Consider the following 22447-nt stretch of genomic DNA (forward strand, 5'->3'; position numbering starts at 1 on the left):
GCGGCGAGGCAGGGGTTTATTACTTGGTGCTGGAGGTAGGACTCGAACCTACGGAGCCTTACGGCGGGAGATTTACAGTCTCCTGTGATTGCCACTACACGACTCCAGCATACAATCCATACATAAAGCAGCGAGAAATCGTTACCTTATCATGGAGCCGCTTTTCGGACTCGAACCGAAGACCTGCTGTTTACAAAACAGCTGCTCTAACCAACTGAGCTAAAGCGGCGTACTGAATAATTTTACCCCATTTCACGCTGTAATACAACATGATACCAGCTCTTGAGAGCTTCGACCTGTTTTACATAAATATGTTACGATAATGTGATGAAAGATATTCAAACCAGCCTAGCGGGGCTTATGCTCGTTAAGCCTAATCCTGACCGTGACGCGTCGTTTGCCTATAGCTGGTTCAACTCAGACCATGGACGAGATACGCTACTAAAAATGGGTAATGCTCAAAAGCATATTACTACAGCAACTCTAGAAAAAGAAGTTGCAACACTCGAAGAATTTATTGATCTTGAAAAGTCAGGTAAACAGTTAACCTGGATGATGAGGATAGATAATAAAACAGTGGGTGCCGTATGGATCGAACTATATGAGACTGAATATTTGCGTTCACCAGCGGTCCATATCATGATTGGAGACATACAGTATAGAGGACAGGGTATTGGTAAGGCATCGATGAATGCAATGATTGACGTTGCTAAAAATAACCTACAAGCTACAACTATATATTCACGACATCTTTCAAGTAATGATATTGTTATTAAGCTCAATAGTTCACTTGGATTTGAGATGGACGGGTTGCCATATACCGATGTTGATGGGCTCACATTCCAAAATGTTTTAAAAGTGTTATAATTCATCGTGCTATTGATTATAGTTAATATATGTGCTATAATAAATTATATAAAGAGGTAATTTATGTTTGAATCATTCATCGCATCACTCGTTCGTTGGAACGAAACAACAGATAGCCGCGTAAAATTACAGCATACATACGCAGTAGCTGCTATTGTGCTAGTTATTGTCGCAGGAGTATTCGGTCTTGTTAACTATAGGATTGGTCAGTATTTACTGACTGCCGCTATTGTTAGTGCAACTATGTTCTTATTTAACGGTATCGCATGGGCACTTTTGCAATCTGTTGTTGTCGAACGGCTTAAATCAAAAAAACCAGTTTCAAAGAAAAAATAGTATATGGATAATAAAATAACCTCGCTGTGATGCGAGGTTATTTTGTGTAGATCAGAATTATCCCTTACGTGGTTTAATTTCGTTACGACCAAGGTTCTTTTTTGTCTCAGTGTACGTCGCATGTTTACGAGCAACTGGATCATATTTCTTGAGGACTAGTTTTTCAGTAGTGTTTTGCACGTTTTTAGGGGTATAGTACGTACGGTGACCGCTAAGATCACTGACTAGACCAACTAATTTACGCTTTGTGTTCTTCTTTGCCATAGTTTACTCGTTTACTTTTCTATTACAATCTTACTAATTCTAGCACAAAATTATCACTCGCGCTAGGGGTACTGGCGCTAACAGCCGATATTTATGCATGGAGCCACGATCGGGAGTCGAACCCGAGACCTCTTCCTTACCATGGAAGCGCTCTACCAACTGAGCTATCGCGGCATACCGGCCTAAATTATAGCAGTTGGCTCTGCTCTGAGCAAGGTTGCAGTCAGGATATATGAAGTACTTTTGCACGCTCATCGATATGCGCTGCAAGCCACTTACCATTTCGTAACATGACGTCAAGAAGGCTTGGCGTGAGGCGCTGATGCTCAGCATACACATATAAACACCCGTCAGCAATCTCAACGGTAAGTGAACCAAAATGAGCTGCCATTTCTTTAGCCGTCTCGGGATCAAAAAGGCGTTCAACATCTAATGCTTGTGCCGATGTCGTATAAAGAGAATAGCGATCTGTAAAACTACGGTCGTATGTGCCTAATGTTCCTAATGGGCTTTGGACAAGTGTAGAAAACTTGGTGAACAGCTGAGCGTAAAAGGTATCCGTATGGGTATGAAGACCAAAGAATATATGTGGTATATCAATAGCTGTATGAAGATCAAACTCCATAATGATCCAGGTATGATGTCGTGTTGGCTTACCGGGAAAATGAAGTGTGTCCTGACGCTCAAGAAGAACTATATCATATCCTCCATATGAACCAATACAGTAGTTGTTGTCTTTGTGCGTTGCAGAAACAGTTAGCCCGCGTACTAGCCGATGCTCGTCCACGCGCTGGTCAACATATCCAAAATAAACGAGTCCGATCTTGTCTGCAAATTGCATATATATACGCTTATGAAGTTTTGATTGAATCACTCCTGCGGGAAGCATAGAGTTAACAATACGCCTACTTCTACTTGCGGCGTCTTTAATGCTGCGATGTATCACTATGAAGCCTCTGCGACTGTATCGAGAAGTGTCGCGAGATACTCGGCATGGCTCCACGTAAGTGGAGCAACCGATATCATTGAATCATCGATTGGACTAATTTGCTCTGACAAAACGCCGGTAGATGTTGCATGAGATTTTACCCAGTCAAGTATAGTGATTGCTTTTGCCATATTATCAGTCTCAATATAATACTGAGCGAGCCAAAGTGATGCAATAGGCCAATAGTTACCCGTAACTGTGTCGCTTACACGAGAGTAGTAATCATTTTCGTAACGTGGTAGTCCAATTGCGCCATCATTTGCACCAAATTTTTGAAGCATAGTCTCAACCGATGCCTGTAACTGATCACTACCAACGGGAAAGAGACCAAACATGAAGCTACCAAACACACTTGATAAGTCGCACGCTCCATCCTTTATAATTTCGCCGTCTTTTACATTGAGACCTTTATAAAATACTTTTGTATCACTATTGTATAGATGCTTGTGGGCTGCCGTAGATATGTCATCAGCAGCAGATCTCCATTTCACTGCACTGTTTCCATCACTAGCAATCTCGGCCAAGTCTGCAGCCGCAAGAAGGGCTGCATACACAACACTAGTTGTGTATGTGGTTGTCATGAAGACTTCCTCCCACAAGTCATAGCTAGCTTTTGGCAAACCAGTTGTTTCATCAATATATCCACTAAGGAAGTCCGCCATTGGCCGCACCATTGTTTCATAAAAATCATGTAATAAACGGTGGTCGGGGTGCATTTGGTAAAACTGAGCAAATACAAACAGAACAAGTGCAGTTTCATCTTCTTGAATAGGAGGGGCAACTGCACCATCGTGCATGTATGGATGCCAACTAGATCCTAGCGCACCATCAGCACGATATTTATGTGATAGGTACCCTCCAGGATGGAGTCCTTGGCGACAAAATGCAAAGAAGCGCCGCGGTTCATCAATATAGCCCATACGAATCAGTGGCCATAGAACATATGCTCCATCACGAGGCCAGCAGTATGCATATGCATCACGCGAATAATTTAGCATCGTCGTGTCTGTACTCGCGATAACCGCTCCATGATTATCAATTTGTGATTTTATGATCATGACACTTTTAATAAATTCGTCTTGATGGTCTGGTCTTATTTTTTCAGCAACTTTTAGGGCCGGAGCTAGCCATGACTGCCACCAGTCCGCAGTCGTATGCAGACGGGTTTCCATACCATCATCTTTAAGTTGCTTGTCTATATATAGTGCATCACGGCTGGAAGTCCCAGCTGCAATCCAATAATGAACCCGCGCAGAGCTATGGGCCGGAATAGTCAGTGCGAATCGTAGTGTTGAATCAACACGACCATGCTCGACATTACAAAAACTCAACTCTCCGTCATCTGCATCGCGGTATGTTCCTTCATGACCTTCAATACCGAATAATCCGACTGTATACTGATCAAATGGTGTATTATCATCGGCTTTTCGACCGGAAACAATAAATGCACGCCTTCCGCGGTAGTGAAGTATGGCATTGCTATCAGGTAGATACTGAACCGTGTCGGTGTTGCTACGTGAATCACCGATGACAAAAGCTTGGTGCATAAATAGACGAATTTCTCTTGTGTTCTCGGCAAGATTGACTACATGGACGTTACGCATAAATGCGCTTATATGCGCATCAACAGCATCATCAAATTCTAGAAGAACATTAAGACCTTCGTTTTTTGCAATAGTATGTCCGATTAGCGCGTGGAGAGGATAGCTAAATGTGAATGTCCAATTGCCATCATCAAGCCAGCTAATCGTGCCATCGATCCATACACCAACCCTATGCCGAAGATATTGGCCGGCCGCATGATTCTCAAATCCGACGTAAGGAAAATAAAAGTCGTGCACGAGGCCAAACTTATTAATGCCAACATGAAGCTCACCATTAGAAAGGACGATTGGTCTAGCCATTGAGACCTCTATGCCTATGAAATTCCATAAGGCGATATCTAACGTCACGAAGTGCATTCATAAAGTATAAAAATGCATCATATGGTGATTCATAGGGGCTGAAGTAGGCATGGACATCACCGTCTGTGAACCATTTCGTGCACATGTAATATGTATGGTCGGAAGTTTGAAGTCGCCGCCAATCAGCAATAAGTGCGATATCGTTACTGCGAAGAATATCTTCTTCAAGTGCGTATAGATGACGCATTGCTTCTTGCTGCATAGTATTTCCAAGCCATGCAGTTAAATCTCTTTCAGCGTCTGCCCAGGTCACTGTATTGGGCATACTAATAGTTCCGACTGGCTCATGTGCATCAATTGCTTCTGAAACTGTGTAGAATGTATTGTCGGGATTTTCGAGCCATCTACCAACAAAGCTATCAAAGAAATTAAATATACCAGTTTCTTCCCATTGGTGCTCGCCAAAAGTTTCATAATCCATAAATAAATTGACGAGTTGACTATCTGCAATTGATGCCGAAGTCCAATCGTTATATTTATCAACCGTAAGAGGGAACTGCCCCCACGCTTGATTACTGAAACGGAAAGCAAGATCATCACTGAGGTGGTAATTTTTGAGTAACAGACTAATATTTTCTGTACCGTGTGGTCGGTATACATGATTAGGACTACGCCATTCAAGTACAGGGTCCCAGCCTTCAGCTAGTATACCCTTAAATCCATAGCTATCTGCCCACTGAGCGAGTTCGTCATTGTAGGATAGTTCCGTATTTCGAAATACCTTCGTCTCAACACCAAACAATTGACGAATTTTTTGGCGGTGAATTTCAACTTGCCGTACAAACTCATCTCGACTGTAGAAAAATGCAAGTGAGTGATAGTACGTTTCAGCCACAATCTCAACTTGGCCAGTTGCGACAAGGCGCTGGAAACTTTCAATCACATCTGGCGCCCAACGCTCAGCCTGTTCAATGAATGTGCCTGTGATGCTAAGTGATACCTTGAACTCCGGGTGCTCATGTAGTAACTTTTCGAGCAGTGCGTTCATCGGACGGTAGGATTTATCAGCGACTTTTCGTAGTATGCGCTCATTGTTGCGATCAGTTTCAGTATCCTGCTCATCAAAGTAATCATGCTTTTTTGCTGTATCAAAAATGCTGTACTGACGAATTCGCCACGGTTGATGGACATGAAGATAGAGAACAATTCCTCGCTTACTCATACTAACGCACCCTGACGAACAGCGGTGCCATAAAGCGCAAGACATTTGCTTGCTACGTCATTCCACGAAATCTGTGCATATTCATGTTTCACGTTTTGTTTTAATTCCATCGCGAGCGAAGGGGAGGTCGCAATACCAACTATCTGATCAGCTAGGACATCAATATCCCAAAAATCATAGCGGAATATATTACTTAACACTTCACCAACTCCTGATTGACGAGTAACGATAACTGCAGAGTTGTGGTGCGCAGCTTCAAGTGCAGTAAGACCAAATGGCTCACTAACTGAGCTCATGACGAATATGTCTGCAACGTTATATGCATCTCTCCACTGCTTTCCACGAACAAACCCTGTAAAGAAAACTTTATCCGAAATACCGAGATCAGCACTAAGCTGTAGTAGTTCATCACGCTGCTCACCGTCACCAGCTAAAAGAAATATAAGTTTATCATGTTTCTCAGACGCACGAGCTGCTGCACGGATAAAGTGAGTTAAGCCTTTTTGAATTGTAAACCTGGTAACAGTTGCTATGATTGTGTATCCTTCATCTTTGAGTGACTCAAGATAACTATACGTTTGACGATCATAGTCATAGTTACCAAGTGATGCGACATCTATGGCATTGTGAACGACTTCAATCTTGTCGGCAGGTATACCATATTTTTGAATAATAATATTTTTTGTGATATTACTTACAGCAATGATACGATCAGCCATCATAAGACCTTGATACTCAATTTCGTGAACTACTGGATTACCAAATTTTTCACCAGATCGATCAAACTCTGTAGCATGGACATGAACAATAAGAGGTGCATCCGTTAACTCTTTCGCACGCATCCCAGCTTCCATCGTTAGCCAGTCATGCGCGTGAATAGCGTCGGGTTTTTTATCGACGACCATTTGCTCTATAAATTTCACATACCTCTTTTGAACACCACGAATATCTGTAAGATCATTCATGTCTGCACCTTCGAGAGTACGTTCAAATTCTCCATCACTATCATAAGCACCGAGCCCATATCGCTGCAGGGGCGTAAGCGGGGTGGCCGCATGAATCGTCATGAATTCAGATTCGGGATGATATGCGACATAAGGTACAACAAAATCAATCGTAGCACCTTGAAGCGCTAATGCTTTTGACATGTGATAACAGGCTACACCAAGTCCGCCGCTATTATGCGGAGGCAGCTCCCACCCGAGCATTAGTATGTTCATGCTGCTTGTTTGCGAATCGAAACTCGCGCGCTCCTTTGCGGTTTGTTATTTGTCTTCATTATAGATTGGCGCTTATGTTTTGACAACAGCTAAAAGCACCAATTTTTAATCTGTACATACCACACAATAATAGTTTGCTTGACGCGATAGGTAAAAGCCTGACACAATACAAGTATGAGTCAATCTGCACAGCAAATACCAGCTATCATTCAGTCACTTGCCCCTATTATTGATTCTTACGGATATATAGCAGTCGGTACATTAATATTTGTTGAAGATTTTGGTATCCCAGCACCCGGTGAGACAGTTCTCATTACTGCGGCTTTTTTTGCTGGTCTTGGTCATCTTAATATCATACTCGTTATGATAATTGGTTTTCTGGGTGCGGTACTTGGAGATAATGTAGGTTATGCGATCGGGAGGTATGGCGGAAGATCTCTTGTTGAACGATTTGGCAAATATGTATTTATAACTCCAGCACGGCTTGATAAACTTGGCATATTTTTTAAAAAATACGGGACAAAGGTAGTCGTCGTTGCTCGTTTTGTTGAAGGGCTTCGTCAAGTGAATGGGATAATGGCTGGTCTAAGTGACATGAGATGGCCAAAATTTATAACATTCAATGTTATTGGAGCAGCTCTTTGGGTGGGGGTCTGGGGATCAATCGGGTACTATGGGGGAGGTCATATCGACGTATTCCTCCGCTATCAGCTCTATTTTACGATTGTAGTTTTCATTGCGATTGCAGTATTTCTTATTACGAAATTTCTTAAGCATAAGAAAAGTAGCGATCCTATCTAGCTATCACGTATAATGAGTATCATGCAAAAAACTACAGACACTATATCAGCGGCAACCGCTAAAAAGAGAACACTCGCACTTAGCCTCGCATTTGTCGCCTTCTGGCTACCGGCAATACTATTTTCAAAAATAGCTGGTGAAGTGCTCGAAAAAGAACCGATTTCTCTCGATACATCTATATTGACTTGGATACATTCGCATGCAACACCACTACTTGATAACATCTTTTTAGCTATCACTACTGTTGGTAATGTCGCAATCATAACTCCAATTACGCTTATTATCGTTGCATATCTTTTCTATAAAAAATATCGGCTAAATGCACTCATCATATTATTTAGCTTTGGCGGGGCAGGAGTTGCTGACTTTATTCTAAAAAAGCTTTTCCAAAGAGATCGCCCTACATTTTGGCATTCTCTTGTAACTGAGACTGGCTATTCATTTCCAAGTGGCCATGCAATGCTAAGCAGCGCACTTATTCTGAGTATTATTCTGATACTCTGGAATACACGCTGGAGATGGACAGCTGCAATTATTGGAATGCTTATAATATTTTCGATTGGTCTCTCCAGACTATATCTTGGTGTCCATTACCCTACAGATGTTATAGCAGGCTGGAGTGTTAGCTTGCTCTGGGTAATTGTTGTTTTTACTGTTGGATACGGCTTATCTCGTAAATTTAATCAACATCGAATCTTTAAATCCGAGTAATACATTTGTAAACTCAATTGAGAAGCAGCTATCGCAAGTTCAGCTTCCGGATAAATCAAAAATCATAAAAATGAAATACTCCTGTCTAAACGCGAGTATTTCATAATGAAACATCATATAAAGGTAGATGTAAAGAAATTACTATACTTTAATAAATATCTAATCAATTCGTTCAATATGTACATAAAATAAAGTAAGGGATACTTTCGTATCCCTTACTGGAAGATTTGCACCAACAGATGTAACCTACTAACTAAATAACTGAGCTTAACTGAACTTTTTAACTTGATCGGTTACATATAATGATCTTGTGCTGTATCACTTGATCTTCCACTAACTACTATAATAATTGGAACAATTACTGTCAACAATATTCGAAAAAAATACAACATTATGATTGATACAATAATGACGTGATAGTAGTATTTCTGATATTAGCGTTTATACTCGAGTTAATCGCATTTGTAACTTTTTCATCTAGTCCTTTTTGCTTCTCGGTTTTGCCGGTATATCAGTGGGTAATCTCAATTTTTCTCTTTACAGGACTTGTTATTTTTTGGAGCAAATACATGGCGCCTCGTGCTCAAAGTAAGTTTAGTACAAGGTACTACTTTACGATAAAATTTTTGATCTATACTATTTCAGCTTTGACTATATGTAGTTTATTTAGTGATGCCATGGGAATTGCATTCATAAGTGTAAGTATTCTTGATGAAGTCGTACTTGGTAAGTACAGACCTGAAAAATAAGTATTACACTTGTCATACTTTACTAATTTAGAACTTAAAAATTAAATAGGTCCAACACGGAGCAAAGCGTTCACGATTTGATCGGAACTAATCTTTGCCCCGTGTCGAACCGACAGGGGAATACGTCACGACCTACGCCATCCAGGATGGCCTTCTGCACGCATGCGTACATTGATCGCTTCACGAATTTCTTTTGTTTCCTCTCGGCGCCAAGCACGATGCCTGCGCCTCTTCTTTAGCGCGCCTTTTCCTTTAGCGGTCGCGCCACAGTTTCGAGCATTTTGATGACCCACTGTTCTTCCTCTCAGACAGAGTACTTCTCTTCTTGCTAGGATATATTTTAGTATAAGTGAAATACTTTAATCTACAAGCATTAGTATGTCCGTGCAGGCTCATTTAAAATATCTACAGGAAATGCTTTAGGAAATTATGACAGCTTTAAGCTCTAATTGATCAATTTTCTTTTTTAAATTAGCCTTGAGTCTTGCGACACGATCTTCGTCAGTTAGATTCTCTCAGTTGTGCTCTTGATGTAAGAGAGGCTTTTGTGACGGTTCTACAGTGCAAACTACACGAAAGATCTCCGCAGCACAGGAAGCTCACACTTTGCTTTATACGACCACCTGTAAACGTAATACCAGCAGCATTTGATCCTGGCTGCCATGTGTAGCAAAAATCACATATAATTGCGCGGTCACGTCCAGTACTTGCATCTACTATTCTTGGTGATAGTTCATACGTAGTGACGTAGAGTTCATGATCAGGCTCTAATAGAAGCAAACCTTTATTCCCAGTTCGGTCAGTAATAGCAACTAACTCATAGTTAGACCAATCAGAGTTAAGTTGTGACGTACTACTGACAAATTTAAGCTCACTCTTCAATCGAGTTTTGATATCAATATTTTTCAAAACGTTATTAAATTCTTCTTGATTCAATGTTCGCATGTTTATCCTAGCGTAGCTACTCTTATTCTAGCTTTCCATTGAGTATTCAATTTTACGGGGCAGTAGAAAACTAATGATAAATGTTACTCCGACAACCCCTATTGCGTAGTACATGGTCATATTGAATGCATCTGCAAAATTCTGTGCAATTGCTTTTTTAGTCTGGGCCTGTACGACAACAGATAAATTGGCGAGCTGAGGCTGTGTATTATTTACTGGAGCACTCTCAAGGCTCTTACAACTTTCTGGTACAACTGTATTGTCGGTTTCTTTTGTGCGATCAATATAACAATTTCCTACAGCAGTAAGAATAGTATCTTGTTCCTGTACTGGTAGCTTTTGTGTTGTGAGATAGCTACGGATACCAGGTTCGGCCGATACAAAGCTTGTTGCAGCATTATGGTTCAAAGCACCGAAGAATATTACACCAATAATTGCTATTCCTATCGCTCCACCGACTTGCTGCACGGCATTAAGTGTACCACTAGCAGATCCAGCGTGTTTTGTGTCAACATCCTTAAGTGCGATTGAGAATATGAGCCCCATGACCATACCCATTCCGACACCAATAACAAGAAGCCAAGGTGTTAAATGCCATGGATTTGTGTTAATACCTTCAGATACTATTACTGATTTTGTCATTAATAAGCCTACGGCCATAACAACGCTACCGACAGTCATTGTATATCGACCAATTAGTGCAGTCAGTTTTGGAGCAATGACCCCAATACTAATTCCAATGCCAATTGCTATTGGTAGTCCTGTTAGGGCTGCTTGAATTACTTCAAACCCTAATCCAATTTGTAGAGTCAATGTAAACGTGAAGAAAAAACCGATCATGACAAGTTGGAATACGAGGTTTGCAAGTATACCAATAGAAAATGAATACGTCTTAAAAAGCGATGGGATGATGAGAGGCGATTGATCAATAATAAATTTTCTTTTTTGCCAAAGCCAAAATATAACAAACATCGGGATCGCAGCAAAGAGCATCACAAACGTCCAAGCTGGCCATCCATACTCACGACCTTGAATAAGTGGGAATATGAGTAGTCCGAGTGCTGACATAATAAGAAACGTGCCGAGTACATCTAGTTTTAACGGATGAGGCGACTTGCCACCAGGCAAATACTTAATTCCTGCAATAAGCGCGAAAATCCCTACTGGTATATTGATAAGAAAAATTGGTCGCCAATCGAGTCCGGCAATGTTCCAGTGAATCAAAAAGCCACCGATAACTGGACCAAGTGATGCAGATAGCCCACCTAAAGCACCAAATAGTCCCATGACTGCACCACGTTCTTTAGGCTTATACATCACCTGCATTAAGCTCATAACCTGAGGAACCATGAGTGCTGCAGCAGCACCTTGGAGAAGGCGGCCTGCCACTAAAACCTCAATATTTGGCGCAACACCACAGAGAAGTGATGTAAGTGTAAACATAGAAATACCAGTAATAAATAGCTTCTTGTAGCCAATAACATCACCGAGCCTACCTCCAGTGATAAGTAACGTAGCAAATGCCAGTGCGTATCCTGCCGTAATCCATTGAATCTGAGAGAAAGTTGCTCCTAGATTAGTTTGAATTGAAGGTATTGCAACATTAACAATAGTCGAGTCGAGTAAGTCCATCACAAATGCAAATGCGACAATTACAAGTGCAATGGTACGTTGACGCGACGTAAATTTACTCGCATGATGTTGAGCTGATAGGTTTGTAGTCATGGAATTTCCAACTTTTAAATCATATTTAACTTATCTTTATAATACAGTATAAGTTGTCTGTAGGTGAGAGATAAGTGCAATAAGAGGCTACGAGTCTATAGATCAATAACATTGTCTGAGCTAGTATGTGTATTTACGCCTAATCTCGGTTTAAAGCTTTTTATATCAAAAAATAGCTTTAGCGCAATTAACACAATAACTGAACCCGACGGTAGATTAAGTATTGACATTGCAAATGCTCCGAGAATGATGGCAATGTGTAGTGGAATAATACGTTTATACGGCTCGGTGAATTGTTTTTTCATACTTAAGGCCAGAGGGGGCTGTGACAGTTCCCTTAATAGCTGCACAATACTTGAGACTGCCCAAAGAATAAACAAGCCAAAAATATTGAGCGTCACTTCATGATTGAGAGAGCTTGAAATTGAGAATGCACCAGATGTTAATAAAAACACAAAAATGCCATGTACAGCAGTGAACGTTCCGTAATGAAAAATGAAGAACGCAATCATACCAATTTTTATAACTTGGCCAGTAGTGCCTAATTCAACACCCGGGCTAGACGGAATAATATCGCTTAAAGTGCTCTTTGAGCGAGCCATTCCAATTACAGCTTTAATGCCTATCGTAATATTTTCAAACCAGTAAAGAATGAGTATCTGTCTCCAGTCCCAACCAAGGAACAAAACTCCAATCAGGGGCAATACACTATAAGCAACTACTTGTACAATCAAATTTAATACTGGCATTTCTATTATCATACCAAACATTACTAAACGTCATATCATTACAAAAAGTCTCCGAATTGGAGACTTTCACCGTCGTACATATTTTTAGTCTTCCATAGAAGACACTGCTAGAAGTTTCAGGAAGTAATGTTTTTAATCATTGATCGTTTTTTATTAGCAAATATACATATACCAGCAACTAAACTGGGCAACAAGCTAATCAAGCCTATTCCGCCAATAGCCACAAATAACCCATTCAAAGCATTGATATAAAACGGCGTAGGTGTCACCGGTTCACCATCTGGAGTCATCCAGAATGTTGGATTGAAAATGAGATTAACAACCAATAGGATTATAAAAGAAGTAACCACAAGCAGGCCAGGCATTACCAATAAACCTACGGCGAGTTTCATAGTTCTTTTTGAATTACTTTTATTCATGAGTTAATTATATCAAAAAACATTTGTAATGGAGGTTGTCGTCGTCCAAGTTTATGCTTTGCAGGGGCTCCAGGATGATTATAGAACCTATTGTGGTGTAGTAAGTATTTCTAATAACAAGAACTGCAGCAATGATGATCGTTTTATTTCTCCTCAATTTGTCGCCACCTGTCGTTCGTCCGACTCGGTGGATTTGCGTGCGTAGAGAGCGTATTTAAGGTCCATCACAGACAACAATACTCGAATGAGCACGGTAAGTCTAGTGAAGGACGATTAGTTTATATGCGTGGAATAAAGTTTTACCTGTGGAATGCCATTACGTATCTCGGAAAGCACTAACCACGTCCGTCAGAAGTATTCAAGACAAAATTATATTGTTAAATAACTTACTCTTTCGTACATCGTACGTACAAATGAAAACTATAAACCATACTGTGTATCGCAGAAACTTCTCGGAAATTAACATATTAAGGTGTAATGGCATAGAACTATGGAATGAAAGTTTCATCATACGTAACATAAGTTCTTGCCCTGGAGTACCAGTAAATATCTAGTTTTCCAGCTAACACCTTAAAAGTACCATTTACACAAGATATCTTGGGTAGCGTTCCCGCCGTGAACCTACCGACGTCCGCGCTCGACTTCTCACCGGAAATCGTCACAAATAATATTAATAGGGGTGAATGAAATAAAATCAAAAAAACCTATTGCAATAGGTTGATTATTTTGAGACCATAGATGTAGAAAGAAAGCGAGGGAAAATATCTATGGAAACCACAGAAGATCCATTAAATCAACTTTTAGGGGAAGACGTACAGAGTCTCGACAGGAATCGATTAGCGACTTTTTTGAGTCCATATGTACGCTTTGAAAAACTTACCAAGGACATGCACTTCCTTGTTGGGTTTGAATCAATTATATCAAACGACGCTAAGATTGAAGTCATTCTTCTTGCAGCGAAGGCCAAGTCTCTGCTCTTCGACGAGCCTGATGGTATGCCACCGGGTCAGATAATCTCACTTGATGTTATGCCAATGGGAAGCGTGAAGTCCTCTCTTAAGAGGTTGACTGACAGCCGTAAGATCAAAAAAGACGCACAAGGTCGATACTACATGCCAAACTACAGTGTAACTGATGCTATGAATCGCGCATCGAATGGGAAGAAGTAATATGTCTACAGATATTGAAACCCGCCTCACTAGCTTGGAGAGTCGTGTGGCTGCGCTCGAGAGTGCTCGCGCCGACTCTACTAGGACCGGTACTAACCTTAAATCGGCCAAGCCTCAATCCGCAAAAGAATTTTTAATTGGCCTTAAGCTAGGGACTGCGGTCGAGAAGACGGCGGCTCTTGGTTATTTTGTCGAAACAGTTAGCCAGGTTGGCCCTTTCAACGTTGATGACATCGAATCGGCGTTCCGTTCAGCGAAGGAAAAAGTCCCAACAAATATCGGTGATATGGTAAATAAGAATATTAAAAAAGGCTTATTCATGGAGCACAGAGAAAAGAAGGGTGGAAAGAAGTCATGGGTGCTCACTTCTACTGGTGAAACGCTCGCTGAAAATGACTTTAAGGAGTTGGCAGAATGAGTGGTTTAAATCCTGAACTTGAAGCCATGAGTGCTGTCTCGACAATTCTCGAGAAGTTAGACGAGCAAACGAAATCGCGAGTCGTCAACTGGGTAGCTGATAAGTATAGTGGCGCTAGCCGCCCCGTAGCGCACGCTTCCGGTAATGGAATTACTGATAAAAATCGAGAGACTACTTTCTCTGAATTCGTTGATCTATACGACCATGTCGATCCGTCAGATCAAGCCGAGAAGGCATTAACGGGCGCATATTGGTTCCAGGTAGTTAAATCAGAGGCTTCATGGCAAGCACAGGGTGTGAATTCAATACTGAAGGACACCGGAAATGGTCTCACGGGTATATCTCATGTTTTCGAACGTCTCCAGGCACGAAAACCTGCTCTTGTTCGCCAGATCGTGAAAAGTGGCAAAACACGCCAGGCTCGTAAGACGTACAAGCTAACCAGTGCAGGCATTAAGCTGATTGATGATCGAATTAGCTCTCCTTTACCTGAAGAAAGCAAGTAGGTCTTCTGTGAAGCCATCAATCGCATTAGGGCAACTACCGGCAGGACTAAAGCAGGAGCTGTTAACCAGCTTTAATGAAATAGTGACCAATTTTCGTGAAGGTAGGTGGAGTCCGTCTGAACTTGATGGTGGAAAGATGGCTGAGGTCGTCTACAGCATATTGAGAGGTTATATTGATGGTTTATTCCCGGCGCGCGCTACAAAGCCAGCTGATATGCTAACTGCATGTCGCCTGTTAGAACAGGAATCCACGTCCTTTTCTCGATCGGTACGCATACAAATTCCTCGCCTTCTGATCACGCTTTATGAAATTCGCAATAATCGTGGCGTTGGTCACGTAGGTGGTGAAGTTGATCCGAATCAGATGGACGCAACACTAGTCTTCTACTCCGCAAAGTGGATTATGGCGGAGCTTGTGAGAATATTCCATAATGTAGATACCGTTGTTGCCAGTGATATTGTTGAGGCGTTGATTGAGCGTGAATTACCCGTCGTTTGGAAGGTGGGTGACATAAAGAGAATATTGCAGACCAAACTCACTATGAAAGAGAAGGTACTGTTACTACTTTACTCCGAGGCATCAAGCCTGACTGAGAAGCAGCTTGTTGATTGGTCAGAACATTCTAACTCCGCAATCTTTCGTAGGGACGTATTAGTTGTGGGCCATAAAGCACGCCTATGGGAATACAACAAATCGGCGAAAACAGTCACTATATCACCATTGGGCATCAAACAGGTTGAGGAAAGCCTACTCGGCAGAATCAAGCTTTAATATCAATGGTATTCGTTCTGATAGTCCCCGTTCACGATGATTTTCTTACCGGTGATGTTAGCTAAGGGATTAATAATGTGCCGTTCCCGAAACACTTAACCTCCGCTTTAAATAATGGTTCGAACCAAACGAAAAATCACCGATGACTCGGTGATTTGTCTTGGCAGGGGCGCGTGGAATCGAACCACGATCCTAGGTTTTGGAGACCCATATACTAACCGTTGTACTACGCCCCTATAACAAACCATATTGTATCAGATAGACTCATGGCGTCCAAGTAGCAGAATATTAACTGTCGGCTAATCTGAATATCCATACTCGCATATACATTATCAAAAATAGTAAAACTTAACTATTATTGAATAGTAGCTGTTTATATTGTTATATTATATATACTGTTTGTACAATCTGAGAGGAAGTAAAATGCCTTCACGAAGACTGACAGCATTCAATCCTGACAGACTCGCGCAAGAGCTTCACCACAAATCCAGGGACATCGGGTCGCTGAAAAGCAATCAGAAGGTAGACGATACGTCTTCAAATGGTAGGCATTCATGCCAACATCCAGAAGACTGCATTCTGCCCTCAGTGGGATGCACACCCTGTACAGCCGCACGGATGTAGATGATGTACGAGCAGGCCTTTCCGAAGTATCTTCGGCAAGGCATTGTTCTTTTATATACATTCATAGCAGATGATATAAGCCTAATTTAATCACAATAAAGTAAATATTTTGAATATTTACTAGTTGGAACGTCATATATAGCGTATTATTCATAAATAAAACACTAGCGGTTTAAATTTATAGGGCGTATAATTAAGATACTAACTGGAGGTGATTGTATGAATGAAGAGCATTTCATTGAACGCAATAATTGGGTGAGAAATGTGCCCGACCCCCAGCATCATTACAGTCTTATATTTCATACAAATAAACATCTTGGACGAACAGCCCTTAAAGGATTCGCAAGTGTCCGAGATGTCCTTAGCCGTGACGTAAGCTTTCGTCGCCCTACTAAGCTGATATCTCCAGCTATCACCAAAAAGGCAAGTGCATTTTATGATCGTTTATCGAATCTGAAAAAACTTGTAAAAATATCACATGAAATTCTTGCAAGCTCAAGTACCGTCATGCTACCAGTGAACATGTTCCCAGATACAATTGTGGTTGATAGGACAAAAATAACAATTACTAAACGAACATTTTTCTGGTCGGCTAGTGTCATCGGTATACGTATCGAAGACGTTTTAAATGTTGGTATTAGCACAGGTCCACTTTTTGGCTCACTGACTATATCAAGCCGTGTCATGAACTCGACAGACCATTTTGAAGTTAATTACTTATGGCGAAAAGATGCTGAAAAATTAAAGCATATAATACAAGGATATATAATTGCACAGCACAACTCAATTGATACAAAAGATCTCTCGAGAGAGGAGTTGATTGAGACACTGCTTGAAATCGGGTGCGACTCGGAATAAGTTATATCCTAAACTAGTCAGCTTGGCTACATATTTGCTATACTCACAGTATGAAGTTATTACAGTTGTCTAAGCCTCACATGTTAATCATGGTGGGCATTGCTGGTTCCGGTAAGAGTTTTTTTGCCGAAAAGTTTGCCGATACATTTCAGGCACCACTTATCAGTGATAATCAACTTGGTCGACATCTTGCAGATTTCGGGCTACATAGCTCTGAATCAGACCATCTTCTTAAGAAACTCACAGATCTTCAGTTAAACGAGCTATTAAAAACTGGCCGTACTATTATTCTTGATATCGACAGTGACACCACTTCCGATCGCGCGCTACTCGCCACAAAAGCCCGTAAAAATAACTATGAAACACTTATTATCTGGGTTCAGACGGATCAAGTGACCGCTATTGACAGGGTCGTCAAGCCGAGTAAACAAGCGACGAGTCGCGTCATGAATAAAGATCAATATGAGCGTCATCTAAAGCGCTTCATGCCGCCGACATCGACAGAAAATACTGTTGTTGTCAGCGGAAGACACACCTATGCAACACAGGCAAAGGTTGTCCTTAAGAAGCTATCTGGCCCACGTGCAGAAAATGCCAAGATACAGACTGTACCTTCACGCGAGGTTATTAAGCAAACTACACCAGCTCGTCGTAACATAACAATTCGCTAGGATAACTTGTGCCAATTATAGAAGATGCGGAATTTGGTAACATCACCGTTCGTCGAAGCGCTAAGGCTTCTCACGTACGTATACGTGTTGCACCAAACGGTACACTTCGTGCGTCTCTACCGCTATACGCTCCGTTGTTTGTCGTTAAGAGACTCATAAAAAATTCCCGCAAAGAGCTTCAGCAAATGCTTCTTGAACATCACGGGGAAACGCACTACGAGGCTGGGATGCAGATTGGTAAAAGTCATAGTCTCATAGTCAGAAATGATGCGACGAGCTTGTCCGTGAAGCGCCATGGTCAGCAAATTGTCTTAACACTGCCTACTGAAAACACTCTAAATGATAACGAAGTAGCTTCAGTACTTCGCCCGGTAATCATCAGTGCACTGCGCCTTGAAGCTAAAAGTTATCTTCCAAAACGCCTAAGTTACTTGGCAAAAAACGGTAACTTTAGCTACGATTCAGTCCGGTTTTCGCATGCAAGCGGGCGATGGGGTAGCTGCAGCAGCAATGGAACAATAAGCTTGAATATAGCGCTCATGAAGCTCCCGTTCGAGCTTATTGACTACGTGCTTGTTCATGAACTTTCACATACGGTCCACATGAATCATTCTGAAGAATTTTGGGAATTAGTATCAAGCGGCGATCCCGCATATAGAATACACCGAAGAGATTTGAAAAAAGAGACGCCGTCTATTTAAAAAGCTAGCGCTTGCCTGTATACTAACTGTAACGATGGCTATAGGTGGGACTAAGGTAGATAAAAAAACAGCAATGATTATTCGATTTGTCGGATTTATTGTGCCTTTTGGCTTGTTGCTGTATGGTTTTCTCATTCAAAACGGTATTGTCGTAAGTGAAGCATATGTTAGTGACACTGTATTTTATATTGTCATGGTTCCGTGGATCATTATTTCGATCTACCAACTACTGATACCTAGTAAGTCGCTAGAAGCATCAGCCCTACGCTTAGCACTGTATCATGCCCTTGCAGCAAGTTATTTGCTGTTTATATCTGGCTTTGCCATACCTTTCGTGGCAACATGGGCATTACTATTTTTTGCAACTTACGCTTATTTTGGAGACAATGGTCTACGTTTTAGCATTATGAGTCTTGTGATCGTTGTTATCTTCGATAGTGCAATGCACGTAGAAGAGGGCGGCTTACTAACATCAAACATAACCGCAATGATGACAGTACTTCTTGTTGGTATTGCGGCTATTGGTATAAGCCGTATTCAAGAAACCCAAAGTGGAGCACTTGATCGTTCAAAAGCGCTTGAAGCACTCGAGCGTGATCGAATATTAACCCTTATTAATAATCTTGCAGACGCGGTACTTAGCACAGATGAACATGGCATCATACAGGTATACAATGCAGCGAGTCTAAATTTACTTGACACCAACAGTAGCCTCAACGGGAGACATATTAGCGAAATACTACCATTAAAAGATATTACTGGTGTTGAAGTTAATATTGCAGATGATCTTAAAAAATCACAAGGTGTCGTTGTACGTGATGATACGACACTAACATTTGATGACGAAACCGTTCGCTTGGAGGTGACATACTCGCCAATCCGGGGTACATATACTCGTTCGCACGGTGAAGAGAATGAAGATGGATACATTATCATTTTACGTGACATTACAAAATCAAAAAGTCTTGAAGAAGAGCGTGATGAATTCATTAGTGTCATTAGCCACGAACTTCGTACACCGATCACCGTAGTAGAAGGCACGGTGAGTAATGTCCAATTAATGATGGAAAGGCCGGATATACCACAATCAAAACTTAAAGAAAGTCTCGCAATGGCACATGACCAAGTTGTTTTTCTCGCTAAAATGGTAAACGACCTGTCAACATTATCTAGAGCTGAGCGTGGCGTTGCTGATGTTGCTGAAGACATTAATGTGCGTATTTTGGTTGATGATCTTTACAATGAATATTCGCCCCAAGCAAAAGCAAAAAATCTCCACTTCAATCTCGATGCATCGCCAAGCCTTGGCACAATAACGGCAAGTAAGTTATACATTCAAGAGCTGCTTCAAAACTTCATTACAAATGCAATAAAATATACAAAAGAGGGCAGTGTAACCCTTATTGTTACGAAGCATGCTGACTCAATTAAATTTGCAGTCAAAGATACAGGGATTGGTATTAGTAAAAGTGACCAAGCAAAAGTATTTAATAAATTTTATCGATCAGAAGATTATCGTACACGCGAGACAGGCGGCACGGGCCTCGGTCTTTATGTGGCAATGAAGCTTGCAAAAAAACTAGGTTGTGAAATTGATTTAACGAGTAGACTAAACCACGGCTCAACATTTCGTTTCACCTTACCGCTTAAGAAGTAGTCGAACCTATAGACTTATCCGAAACATCTTCAATACGTCGGCCCTTCCAGGTGATTGTATGTGTTAAATAACCAATCATACTCATAACAAATAATACGAGCTCCTGAGCGATAACGTACGGCCACATGATCATTCCAAGCCACCATCGATCTTGCCAAGTATAGTGTAGGTACGTACCATACATACAAATGCATAGTAAGAGCGATACAGCAGCTAATGTATGAATAAACTGCCACGGCGCAATAATCACACTGAGCATGGTTATTGTTGGAAGATTTAATAGCAAGAGTCCTAGTATAGCTAGGACGCCTTTAACTCGAGTACCGCCCACTAATTGATAAAGAATGCGCCGACTAGTTTCGATCTGTGATGACCATTTTTTTTCATACCCAATACCCATATAGGCAGAGTGGACTATAGGAATGTATATTGAGTTATTTGCTACATCAGTTGCTATGCTGACTTCGGGGCGAACAGATGTCCTGATCTTTTCGAATCCTCCAATCGTATCAAGCAGAACATCGCGTTTAACCATCCAGGCGGAACTTGACGCAGGAAATGATTTTCGAGTTGATAGCAGCAGTTCCCAAAAATATCGTAAACTTCCGACATACACTCCCGCTCTCTTTGTGTCGTAGCGATCGGGTATAACTGATATCATGGCTGCGTTACTGGCAAGCGCAGCGTCAACCATACGTGAGATAGATGTGGTTGCTAATTTTGTATCAACATCCATATATAGAATGAATGTACCGCTCGCCTGGACACTGAGCGTTTGAAGGGAGAAATTTTTGCCTAGCCATCCAGCGGGCAGCGGCTCACCAGCAATAAAACGAACACCTGCATGCGCAAATGAACGAATGATGAGCGAAGTGTCGTCAGCAGAATTATCATCGAGTACGAGTACTTCTAATTTCGAATAATCGCTTGCAAGTACACCTTCGAGGCACTCCGCAAGAGCGTGTATTTCATTACGAGCAGGGATACAGACACTGACGCTCGGTAATTCCTTAATGTTACTTTGTGTGGAGCGTAATCGGTACTTATTTGCTATGTAACGTAATCGCAAGGATCCCCAAACTGGGACGAGGCTCGTTATAACCAATATTACCGTTAGGATTATCACTTTAATTCTATGGTAGCATGCTTGACGGGAGCAGGCTAGCGCGCTACTATAAGTATTGACAGTCTGCAGTAGCAGGCTATTTAATTTGGGAGAGACCACTTTGGCAACAAAGAAGCAAACATCATCAGCTAAAAACACGAGTAAAACAGCTAGTAAGACTACTGTTACTCGAATTAAAGCGGTCGATGCGGCCGTAGTAAAAAGTCCAGCCAAAAAACAGGTAGCTACTACAGTAGTAAAAAAACAAGCAGGCGGAAACCCCCTAGGGCGTATCGGTACTCCTTTTATCGCAACAGGGCGGTATTTCAAGGGCGCATGGTACGAGCTTGGTCAAGTTCGTTGGCCAACGAGACGAGCAACATGGGGGCTAACGGGTGCAGTACTTGCATTCTCACTTTTCTTTGTTGTTCTCATCTTACTTCTGGACGCTGGTTTTAAATATTTATTCGACGTAATTTTAGGAAAGTAGCTCATGGCACAAAATCGATACGACTCAACTCGACAATGGTACGCAATTCACACTTACAGTGGATATGAAGAAAAAGTAGCTGACAGTATTCGTCAGCGAATTAATGCAGTCGATATGGCTGACAAAATCTTCGATGTCATGGTACCAAAAGAAAAACAGATTCAAATTAAAAATGGTAAACGTAAAGTTATTGAAGCAAAAATTTTCCAAGGCTACGCACTTGTTGAAATGAAACTAACTGATGAAACATGGTACATTGTACGCAATACGCCAGGTGTCACCGGTTTTGTTGGTAGTGGCACTGAGCCAACACCAGTGTTTGACAGTGAAATTAGCAAAATCAAAAAACGTATGGGTGTCGATGACCCAAAGCACCACATCGATTTTACAGTTGGCGAAGTAGTCAACATTACCGATGGTCCTTTCAAAGGATTTGATGGATCAATTAGTGAAATTGATACTCAAAAAGGTAAAGTTAAAGTTATGGTCAGTATGTTTGGTCGCGATACACCAGTCGAGCTTGACGCATTACAAGTAACAAAAGTTTAATCTCAGCTATCTCCACCCTTGTAAAAT

Annotated in this window: 26 protein-coding genes and 4 tRNA genes; 15 read left to right on the plus strand and 15 right to left on the minus strand. The window is 41.3% G+C overall.

Features of this window, described 5'->3' with window-relative positions; genetic code table 11:
* Positions 1-24: 24 nt before the first annotated feature.
* Positions 25-109, minus strand: a tRNA-Tyr gene (locus ABIS22_01945).
* 43 nt (positions 110-152) lie between these two features.
* Positions 153-229, minus strand: a tRNA-Thr gene (locus ABIS22_01950).
* Between the two features lie 98 nt (positions 230-327).
* On the opposite strand from ABIS22_01950, the gene ABIS22_01955 reads away from it, so the two are divergent.
* Positions 328-867 carry a GNAT family N-acetyltransferase gene (locus ABIS22_01955; protein MEO7740659.1) on the plus strand — a complete coding sequence of 180 codons (540 nt, stop codon included), beginning with the start codon at positions 328-330 and terminating at the stop codon, positions 865-867.
* 63 nt (positions 868-930) lie between these two features.
* A complete protein-coding gene (locus tag ABIS22_01960; GenBank protein MEO7740660.1) occupies positions 931-1203 on the plus strand; it encodes a hypothetical protein in 273 nt (90 codons plus the stop codon).
* Between the two features lie 57 nt (positions 1204-1260).
* On the opposite strand, the gene rpmG is transcribed toward ABIS22_01960, so the two are convergent.
* From rpmG to ABIS22_01990, 6 genes are all read right to left on the minus strand, one after another.
* Positions 1261-1467 (minus strand): 50S ribosomal protein L33, encoded by a 207-nt coding sequence (rpmG, locus tag ABIS22_01965; GenBank protein MEO7740661.1) that lies wholly within the window; start codon positions 1465-1467, stop codon positions 1261-1263.
* A 98-nt stretch (positions 1468-1565) separates the two neighbouring features.
* Positions 1566-1641, minus strand: a tRNA-Thr gene (locus tag ABIS22_01970).
* A gap of 49 nt (positions 1642-1690) precedes the next feature.
* Positions 1691-2341 carry a hypothetical protein gene (locus tag ABIS22_01975; GenBank protein ID MEO7740662.1) on the minus strand — a complete coding sequence of 217 codons (651 nt, stop codon included), beginning with the start codon at positions 2339-2341 and terminating at the stop codon, positions 1691-1693.
* 71 nt (positions 2342-2412) lie between these two features.
* Positions 2413-4359 (minus strand): glycoside hydrolase family 15 protein, encoded by a 1947-nt coding sequence (locus tag ABIS22_01980; protein ID MEO7740663.1) that lies wholly within the window; start codon positions 4357-4359, stop codon positions 2413-2415.
* Positions 4352-5581, minus strand: a complete 1230-nt coding sequence (locus ABIS22_01985) for a glycoside hydrolase family 57 protein (protein MEO7740664.1) — start codon at positions 5579-5581, stop codon at positions 4352-4354. The genes ABIS22_01980 and ABIS22_01985 overlap by 8 nt, the downstream gene beginning before the upstream one ends.
* Positions 5578-6801, minus strand: a complete 1224-nt coding sequence (locus tag ABIS22_01990) for a glycosyltransferase family 4 protein (protein ID MEO7740665.1) — start codon at positions 6799-6801, stop codon at positions 5578-5580. The genes ABIS22_01985 and ABIS22_01990 overlap by 4 nt, the downstream gene beginning before the upstream one ends.
* 174 nt (positions 6802-6975) lie before the next feature.
* Between ABIS22_01990 and ABIS22_01995 the strand changes: the two genes are divergently transcribed.
* The 3 genes from ABIS22_01995 to ABIS22_02005 all read left to right on the plus strand — a co-directional run bounded on the left by ABIS22_01995 (position 6976) and on the right by ABIS22_02005 (position 9062).
* A complete protein-coding gene (locus tag ABIS22_01995; protein MEO7740666.1) occupies positions 6976-7602 on the plus strand; it encodes a DedA family protein in 627 nt (208 codons plus the stop codon).
* Between the two features lie 21 nt (positions 7603-7623).
* Complete coding sequence (locus ABIS22_02000; protein MEO7740667.1) at positions 7624-8313, plus strand: phosphatase PAP2 family protein; 690 nt, start codon at positions 7624-7626, stop codon at positions 8311-8313.
* Positions 8314-8726: 413 nt separating this feature from the next.
* Entirely contained in the window at positions 8727-9062 is a 336-nt protein-coding gene (locus ABIS22_02005; protein MEO7740668.1) for a YrdB family protein, read from the plus strand.
* A 125-nt stretch (positions 9063-9187) separates the two neighbouring features.
* Here the strand turns inward: ABIS22_02005 and ABIS22_02010 are convergent, their stop codons facing one another.
* The 5 genes from ABIS22_02010 to ABIS22_02030 form a co-directional block, all read right to left on the minus strand.
* On the minus strand, positions 9188-9355 hold the full coding sequence (locus tag ABIS22_02010; protein ID MEO7740669.1) for a hypothetical protein: 168 nt from the start codon (positions 9353-9355) through the stop codon (positions 9188-9190).
* A 208-nt stretch (positions 9356-9563) separates the two neighbouring features.
* Positions 9564-10007: an FBP domain-containing protein gene (locus ABIS22_02015; protein ID MEO7740670.1), complete on the minus strand. Its 444-nt coding sequence runs from the start codon at positions 10005-10007 to the stop codon at positions 9564-9566.
* 27 nt (positions 10008-10034) lie between these two features.
* Positions 10035-11732 carry an MFS transporter gene (locus tag ABIS22_02020; protein ID MEO7740671.1) on the minus strand — a complete coding sequence of 566 codons (1698 nt, stop codon included), beginning with the start codon at positions 11730-11732 and terminating at the stop codon, positions 10035-10037.
* Positions 11733-11827: 95 nt separating this feature from the next.
* Positions 11828-12481, minus strand: a complete 654-nt coding sequence (locus tag ABIS22_02025) for a DUF6498-containing protein (protein ID MEO7740672.1) — start codon at positions 12479-12481, stop codon at positions 11828-11830.
* Between the two features lie 116 nt (positions 12482-12597).
* A complete protein-coding gene (locus ABIS22_02030) occupies positions 12598-12900 on the minus strand; it encodes a hypothetical protein (protein MEO7740673.1) in 303 nt (100 codons plus the stop codon).
* Between the two features lie 767 nt (positions 12901-13667).
* On the opposite strand from ABIS22_02030, the gene ABIS22_02035 reads away from it, so the two are divergent.
* From ABIS22_02035 to ABIS22_02050, 4 genes are read left to right on the plus strand one after another with little or no spacing between them, the layout of a single operon-like run.
* A complete protein-coding gene (locus ABIS22_02035) occupies positions 13668-14069 on the plus strand; it encodes a hypothetical protein (GenBank protein MEO7740674.1) in 402 nt (133 codons plus the stop codon).
* Between the two features lies 1 nt (position 14070).
* Positions 14071-14487 carry a hypothetical protein gene (locus tag ABIS22_02040; GenBank protein ID MEO7740675.1) on the plus strand — a complete coding sequence of 139 codons (417 nt, stop codon included), beginning with the start codon at positions 14071-14073 and terminating at the stop codon, positions 14485-14487.
* Positions 14484-14993 carry a hypothetical protein gene (locus ABIS22_02045; GenBank protein MEO7740676.1) on the plus strand — a complete coding sequence of 170 codons (510 nt, stop codon included), beginning with the start codon at positions 14484-14486 and terminating at the stop codon, positions 14991-14993. Before ABIS22_02040 ends, ABIS22_02045 begins: the two co-directional genes overlap by 4 nt.
* Before the next feature lie 7 nt (positions 14994-15000).
* Entirely contained in the window at positions 15001-15765 is a 765-nt protein-coding gene (locus tag ABIS22_02050) for a hypothetical protein (GenBank protein MEO7740677.1), read from the plus strand.
* A 161-nt stretch (positions 15766-15926) separates the two neighbouring features.
* On the opposite strand, the gene ABIS22_02055 is transcribed toward ABIS22_02050, so the two are convergent.
* Positions 15927-16001: transfer RNA gene (locus ABIS22_02055), tRNA-Trp, on the minus strand.
* Between the two features lie 607 nt (positions 16002-16608).
* Between ABIS22_02055 and ABIS22_02060 the strand changes: the two genes are divergently transcribed.
* From ABIS22_02060 to ABIS22_02075, 4 genes are read left to right on the plus strand one after another with little or no spacing between them, the layout of a single operon-like run.
* Entirely contained in the window at positions 16609-17247 is a 639-nt protein-coding gene (locus ABIS22_02060) for a hypothetical protein (GenBank protein MEO7740678.1), read from the plus strand.
* Between the two features lie 50 nt (positions 17248-17297).
* Positions 17298-17918, plus strand: coding sequence for an AAA family ATPase (locus ABIS22_02065; GenBank protein ID MEO7740679.1), 621 nt, complete (start codon positions 17298-17300; stop codon positions 17916-17918).
* Positions 17919-17926: 8 nt separating this feature from the next.
* Entirely contained in the window at positions 17927-18619 is a 693-nt protein-coding gene (locus tag ABIS22_02070; GenBank protein ID MEO7740680.1) for a SprT family zinc-dependent metalloprotease, read from the plus strand.
* 34 nt (positions 18620-18653) lie between these two features.
* Positions 18654-20276, plus strand: a complete 1623-nt coding sequence (locus tag ABIS22_02075; GenBank protein ID MEO7740681.1) for an ATP-binding protein — start codon at positions 18654-18656, stop codon at positions 20274-20276.
* Here ABIS22_02075 and ABIS22_02080 read toward each other — a convergent pair.
* Entirely contained in the window at positions 20266-21345 is a 1080-nt protein-coding gene (locus tag ABIS22_02080; GenBank protein ID MEO7740682.1) for a glycosyltransferase family 2 protein, read from the minus strand. The genes ABIS22_02075 and ABIS22_02080 overlap by 11 nt on opposite strands.
* 157 nt (positions 21346-21502) lie before the next feature.
* Here ABIS22_02080 and secE point away from each other — a divergent pair, with 157 nt between their 5' ends.
* Entirely contained in the window at positions 21503-21871 is a 369-nt protein-coding gene (gene secE, locus ABIS22_02085; protein MEO7740683.1) for a preprotein translocase subunit SecE, read from the plus strand.
* A 3-nt stretch (positions 21872-21874) separates the two neighbouring features.
* On the plus strand, positions 21875-22420 hold the full coding sequence (nusG, locus tag ABIS22_02090; protein MEO7740684.1) for a transcription termination/antitermination protein NusG: 546 nt from the start codon (positions 21875-21877) through the stop codon (positions 22418-22420).
* The last annotated feature ends 27 nt before the right edge of the window (positions 22421-22447 follow it).

This window comes from Candidatus Saccharimonadales bacterium, assembly GCA_039928925.1.
In the GTDB taxonomy this organism is placed as follows: domain Bacteria; phylum Patescibacteriota; class Saccharimonadia; order Saccharimonadales; family Saccharimonadaceae; genus UBA6022.

Bases quoted from the DNA above. Each gene is read 5' to 3' on its own strand.
- ABIS22_02015 (MEO7740670.1), bottom strand. From the start codon at position 10,007: ATGCGAACATTGAATCAAGAAGAATTTAATAACGTTTTGAAAAATATT.
- nusG (MEO7740684.1), top strand. From the start codon at position 21,875: ATGGCACAAAATCGATACGACTCAACTCGACAATGGTACGCAATTCAC.
- ABIS22_02030 (MEO7740673.1), bottom strand. From the start codon at position 12,900: ATGAATAAAAGTAATTCAAAAAGAACTATGAAACTCGCCGTAGGTTTA.
- ABIS22_02000 (MEO7740667.1), top strand. From the start codon at position 7,624: ATGCAAAAAACTACAGACACTATATCAGCGGCAACCGCTAAAAAGAGA.
- ABIS22_01995 (MEO7740666.1), top strand. From the start codon at position 6,976: ATGAGTCAATCTGCACAGCAAATACCAGCTATCATTCAGTCACTTGCC.
- ABIS22_01985 (MEO7740664.1), bottom strand. From the start codon at position 5,581: ATGAGTAAGCGAGGAATTGTTCTCTATCTTCATGTCCATCAACCGTGG.
- ABIS22_01990 (MEO7740665.1), bottom strand. From the start codon at position 6,801: ATGAACATACTAATGCTCGGGTGGGAGCTGCCTCCGCATAATAGCGGC.
- ABIS22_02035 (MEO7740674.1), top strand. From the start codon at position 13,668: ATGGAAACCACAGAAGATCCATTAAATCAACTTTTAGGGGAAGACGTA.
- ABIS22_02025 (MEO7740672.1), bottom strand. From the start codon at position 12,481: ATGCCAGTATTAAATTTGATTGTACAAGTAGTTGCTTATAGTGTATTG.
- ABIS22_01955 (MEO7740659.1), top strand. From the start codon at position 328: ATGAAAGATATTCAAACCAGCCTAGCGGGGCTTATGCTCGTTAAGCCT.
- ABIS22_02060 (MEO7740678.1), top strand. From the start codon at position 16,609: ATGAATGAAGAGCATTTCATTGAACGCAATAATTGGGTGAGAAATGTG.
- ABIS22_01980 (MEO7740663.1), bottom strand. From the start codon at position 4,359: ATGGCTAGACCAATCGTCCTTTCTAATGGTGAGCTTCATGTTGGCATT.
- ABIS22_02065 (MEO7740679.1), top strand. From the start codon at position 17,298: ATGAAGTTATTACAGTTGTCTAAGCCTCACATGTTAATCATGGTGGGC.
- ABIS22_02040 (MEO7740675.1), top strand. From the start codon at position 14,071: ATGTCTACAGATATTGAAACCCGCCTCACTAGCTTGGAGAGTCGTGTG.
- rpmG (MEO7740661.1), bottom strand. From the start codon at position 1,467: ATGGCAAAGAAGAACACAAAGCGTAAATTAGTTGGTCTAGTCAGTGAT.
- ABIS22_01960 (MEO7740660.1), top strand. From the start codon at position 931: ATGTTTGAATCATTCATCGCATCACTCGTTCGTTGGAACGAAACAACA.
- ABIS22_02045 (MEO7740676.1), top strand. From the start codon at position 14,484: ATGAGTGGTTTAAATCCTGAACTTGAAGCCATGAGTGCTGTCTCGACA.
- ABIS22_02020 (MEO7740671.1), bottom strand. From the start codon at position 11,732: ATGACTACAAACCTATCAGCTCAACATCATGCGAGTAAATTTACGTCG.
- ABIS22_02075 (MEO7740681.1), top strand. From the start codon at position 18,654: ATGGCTATAGGTGGGACTAAGGTAGATAAAAAAACAGCAATGATTATT.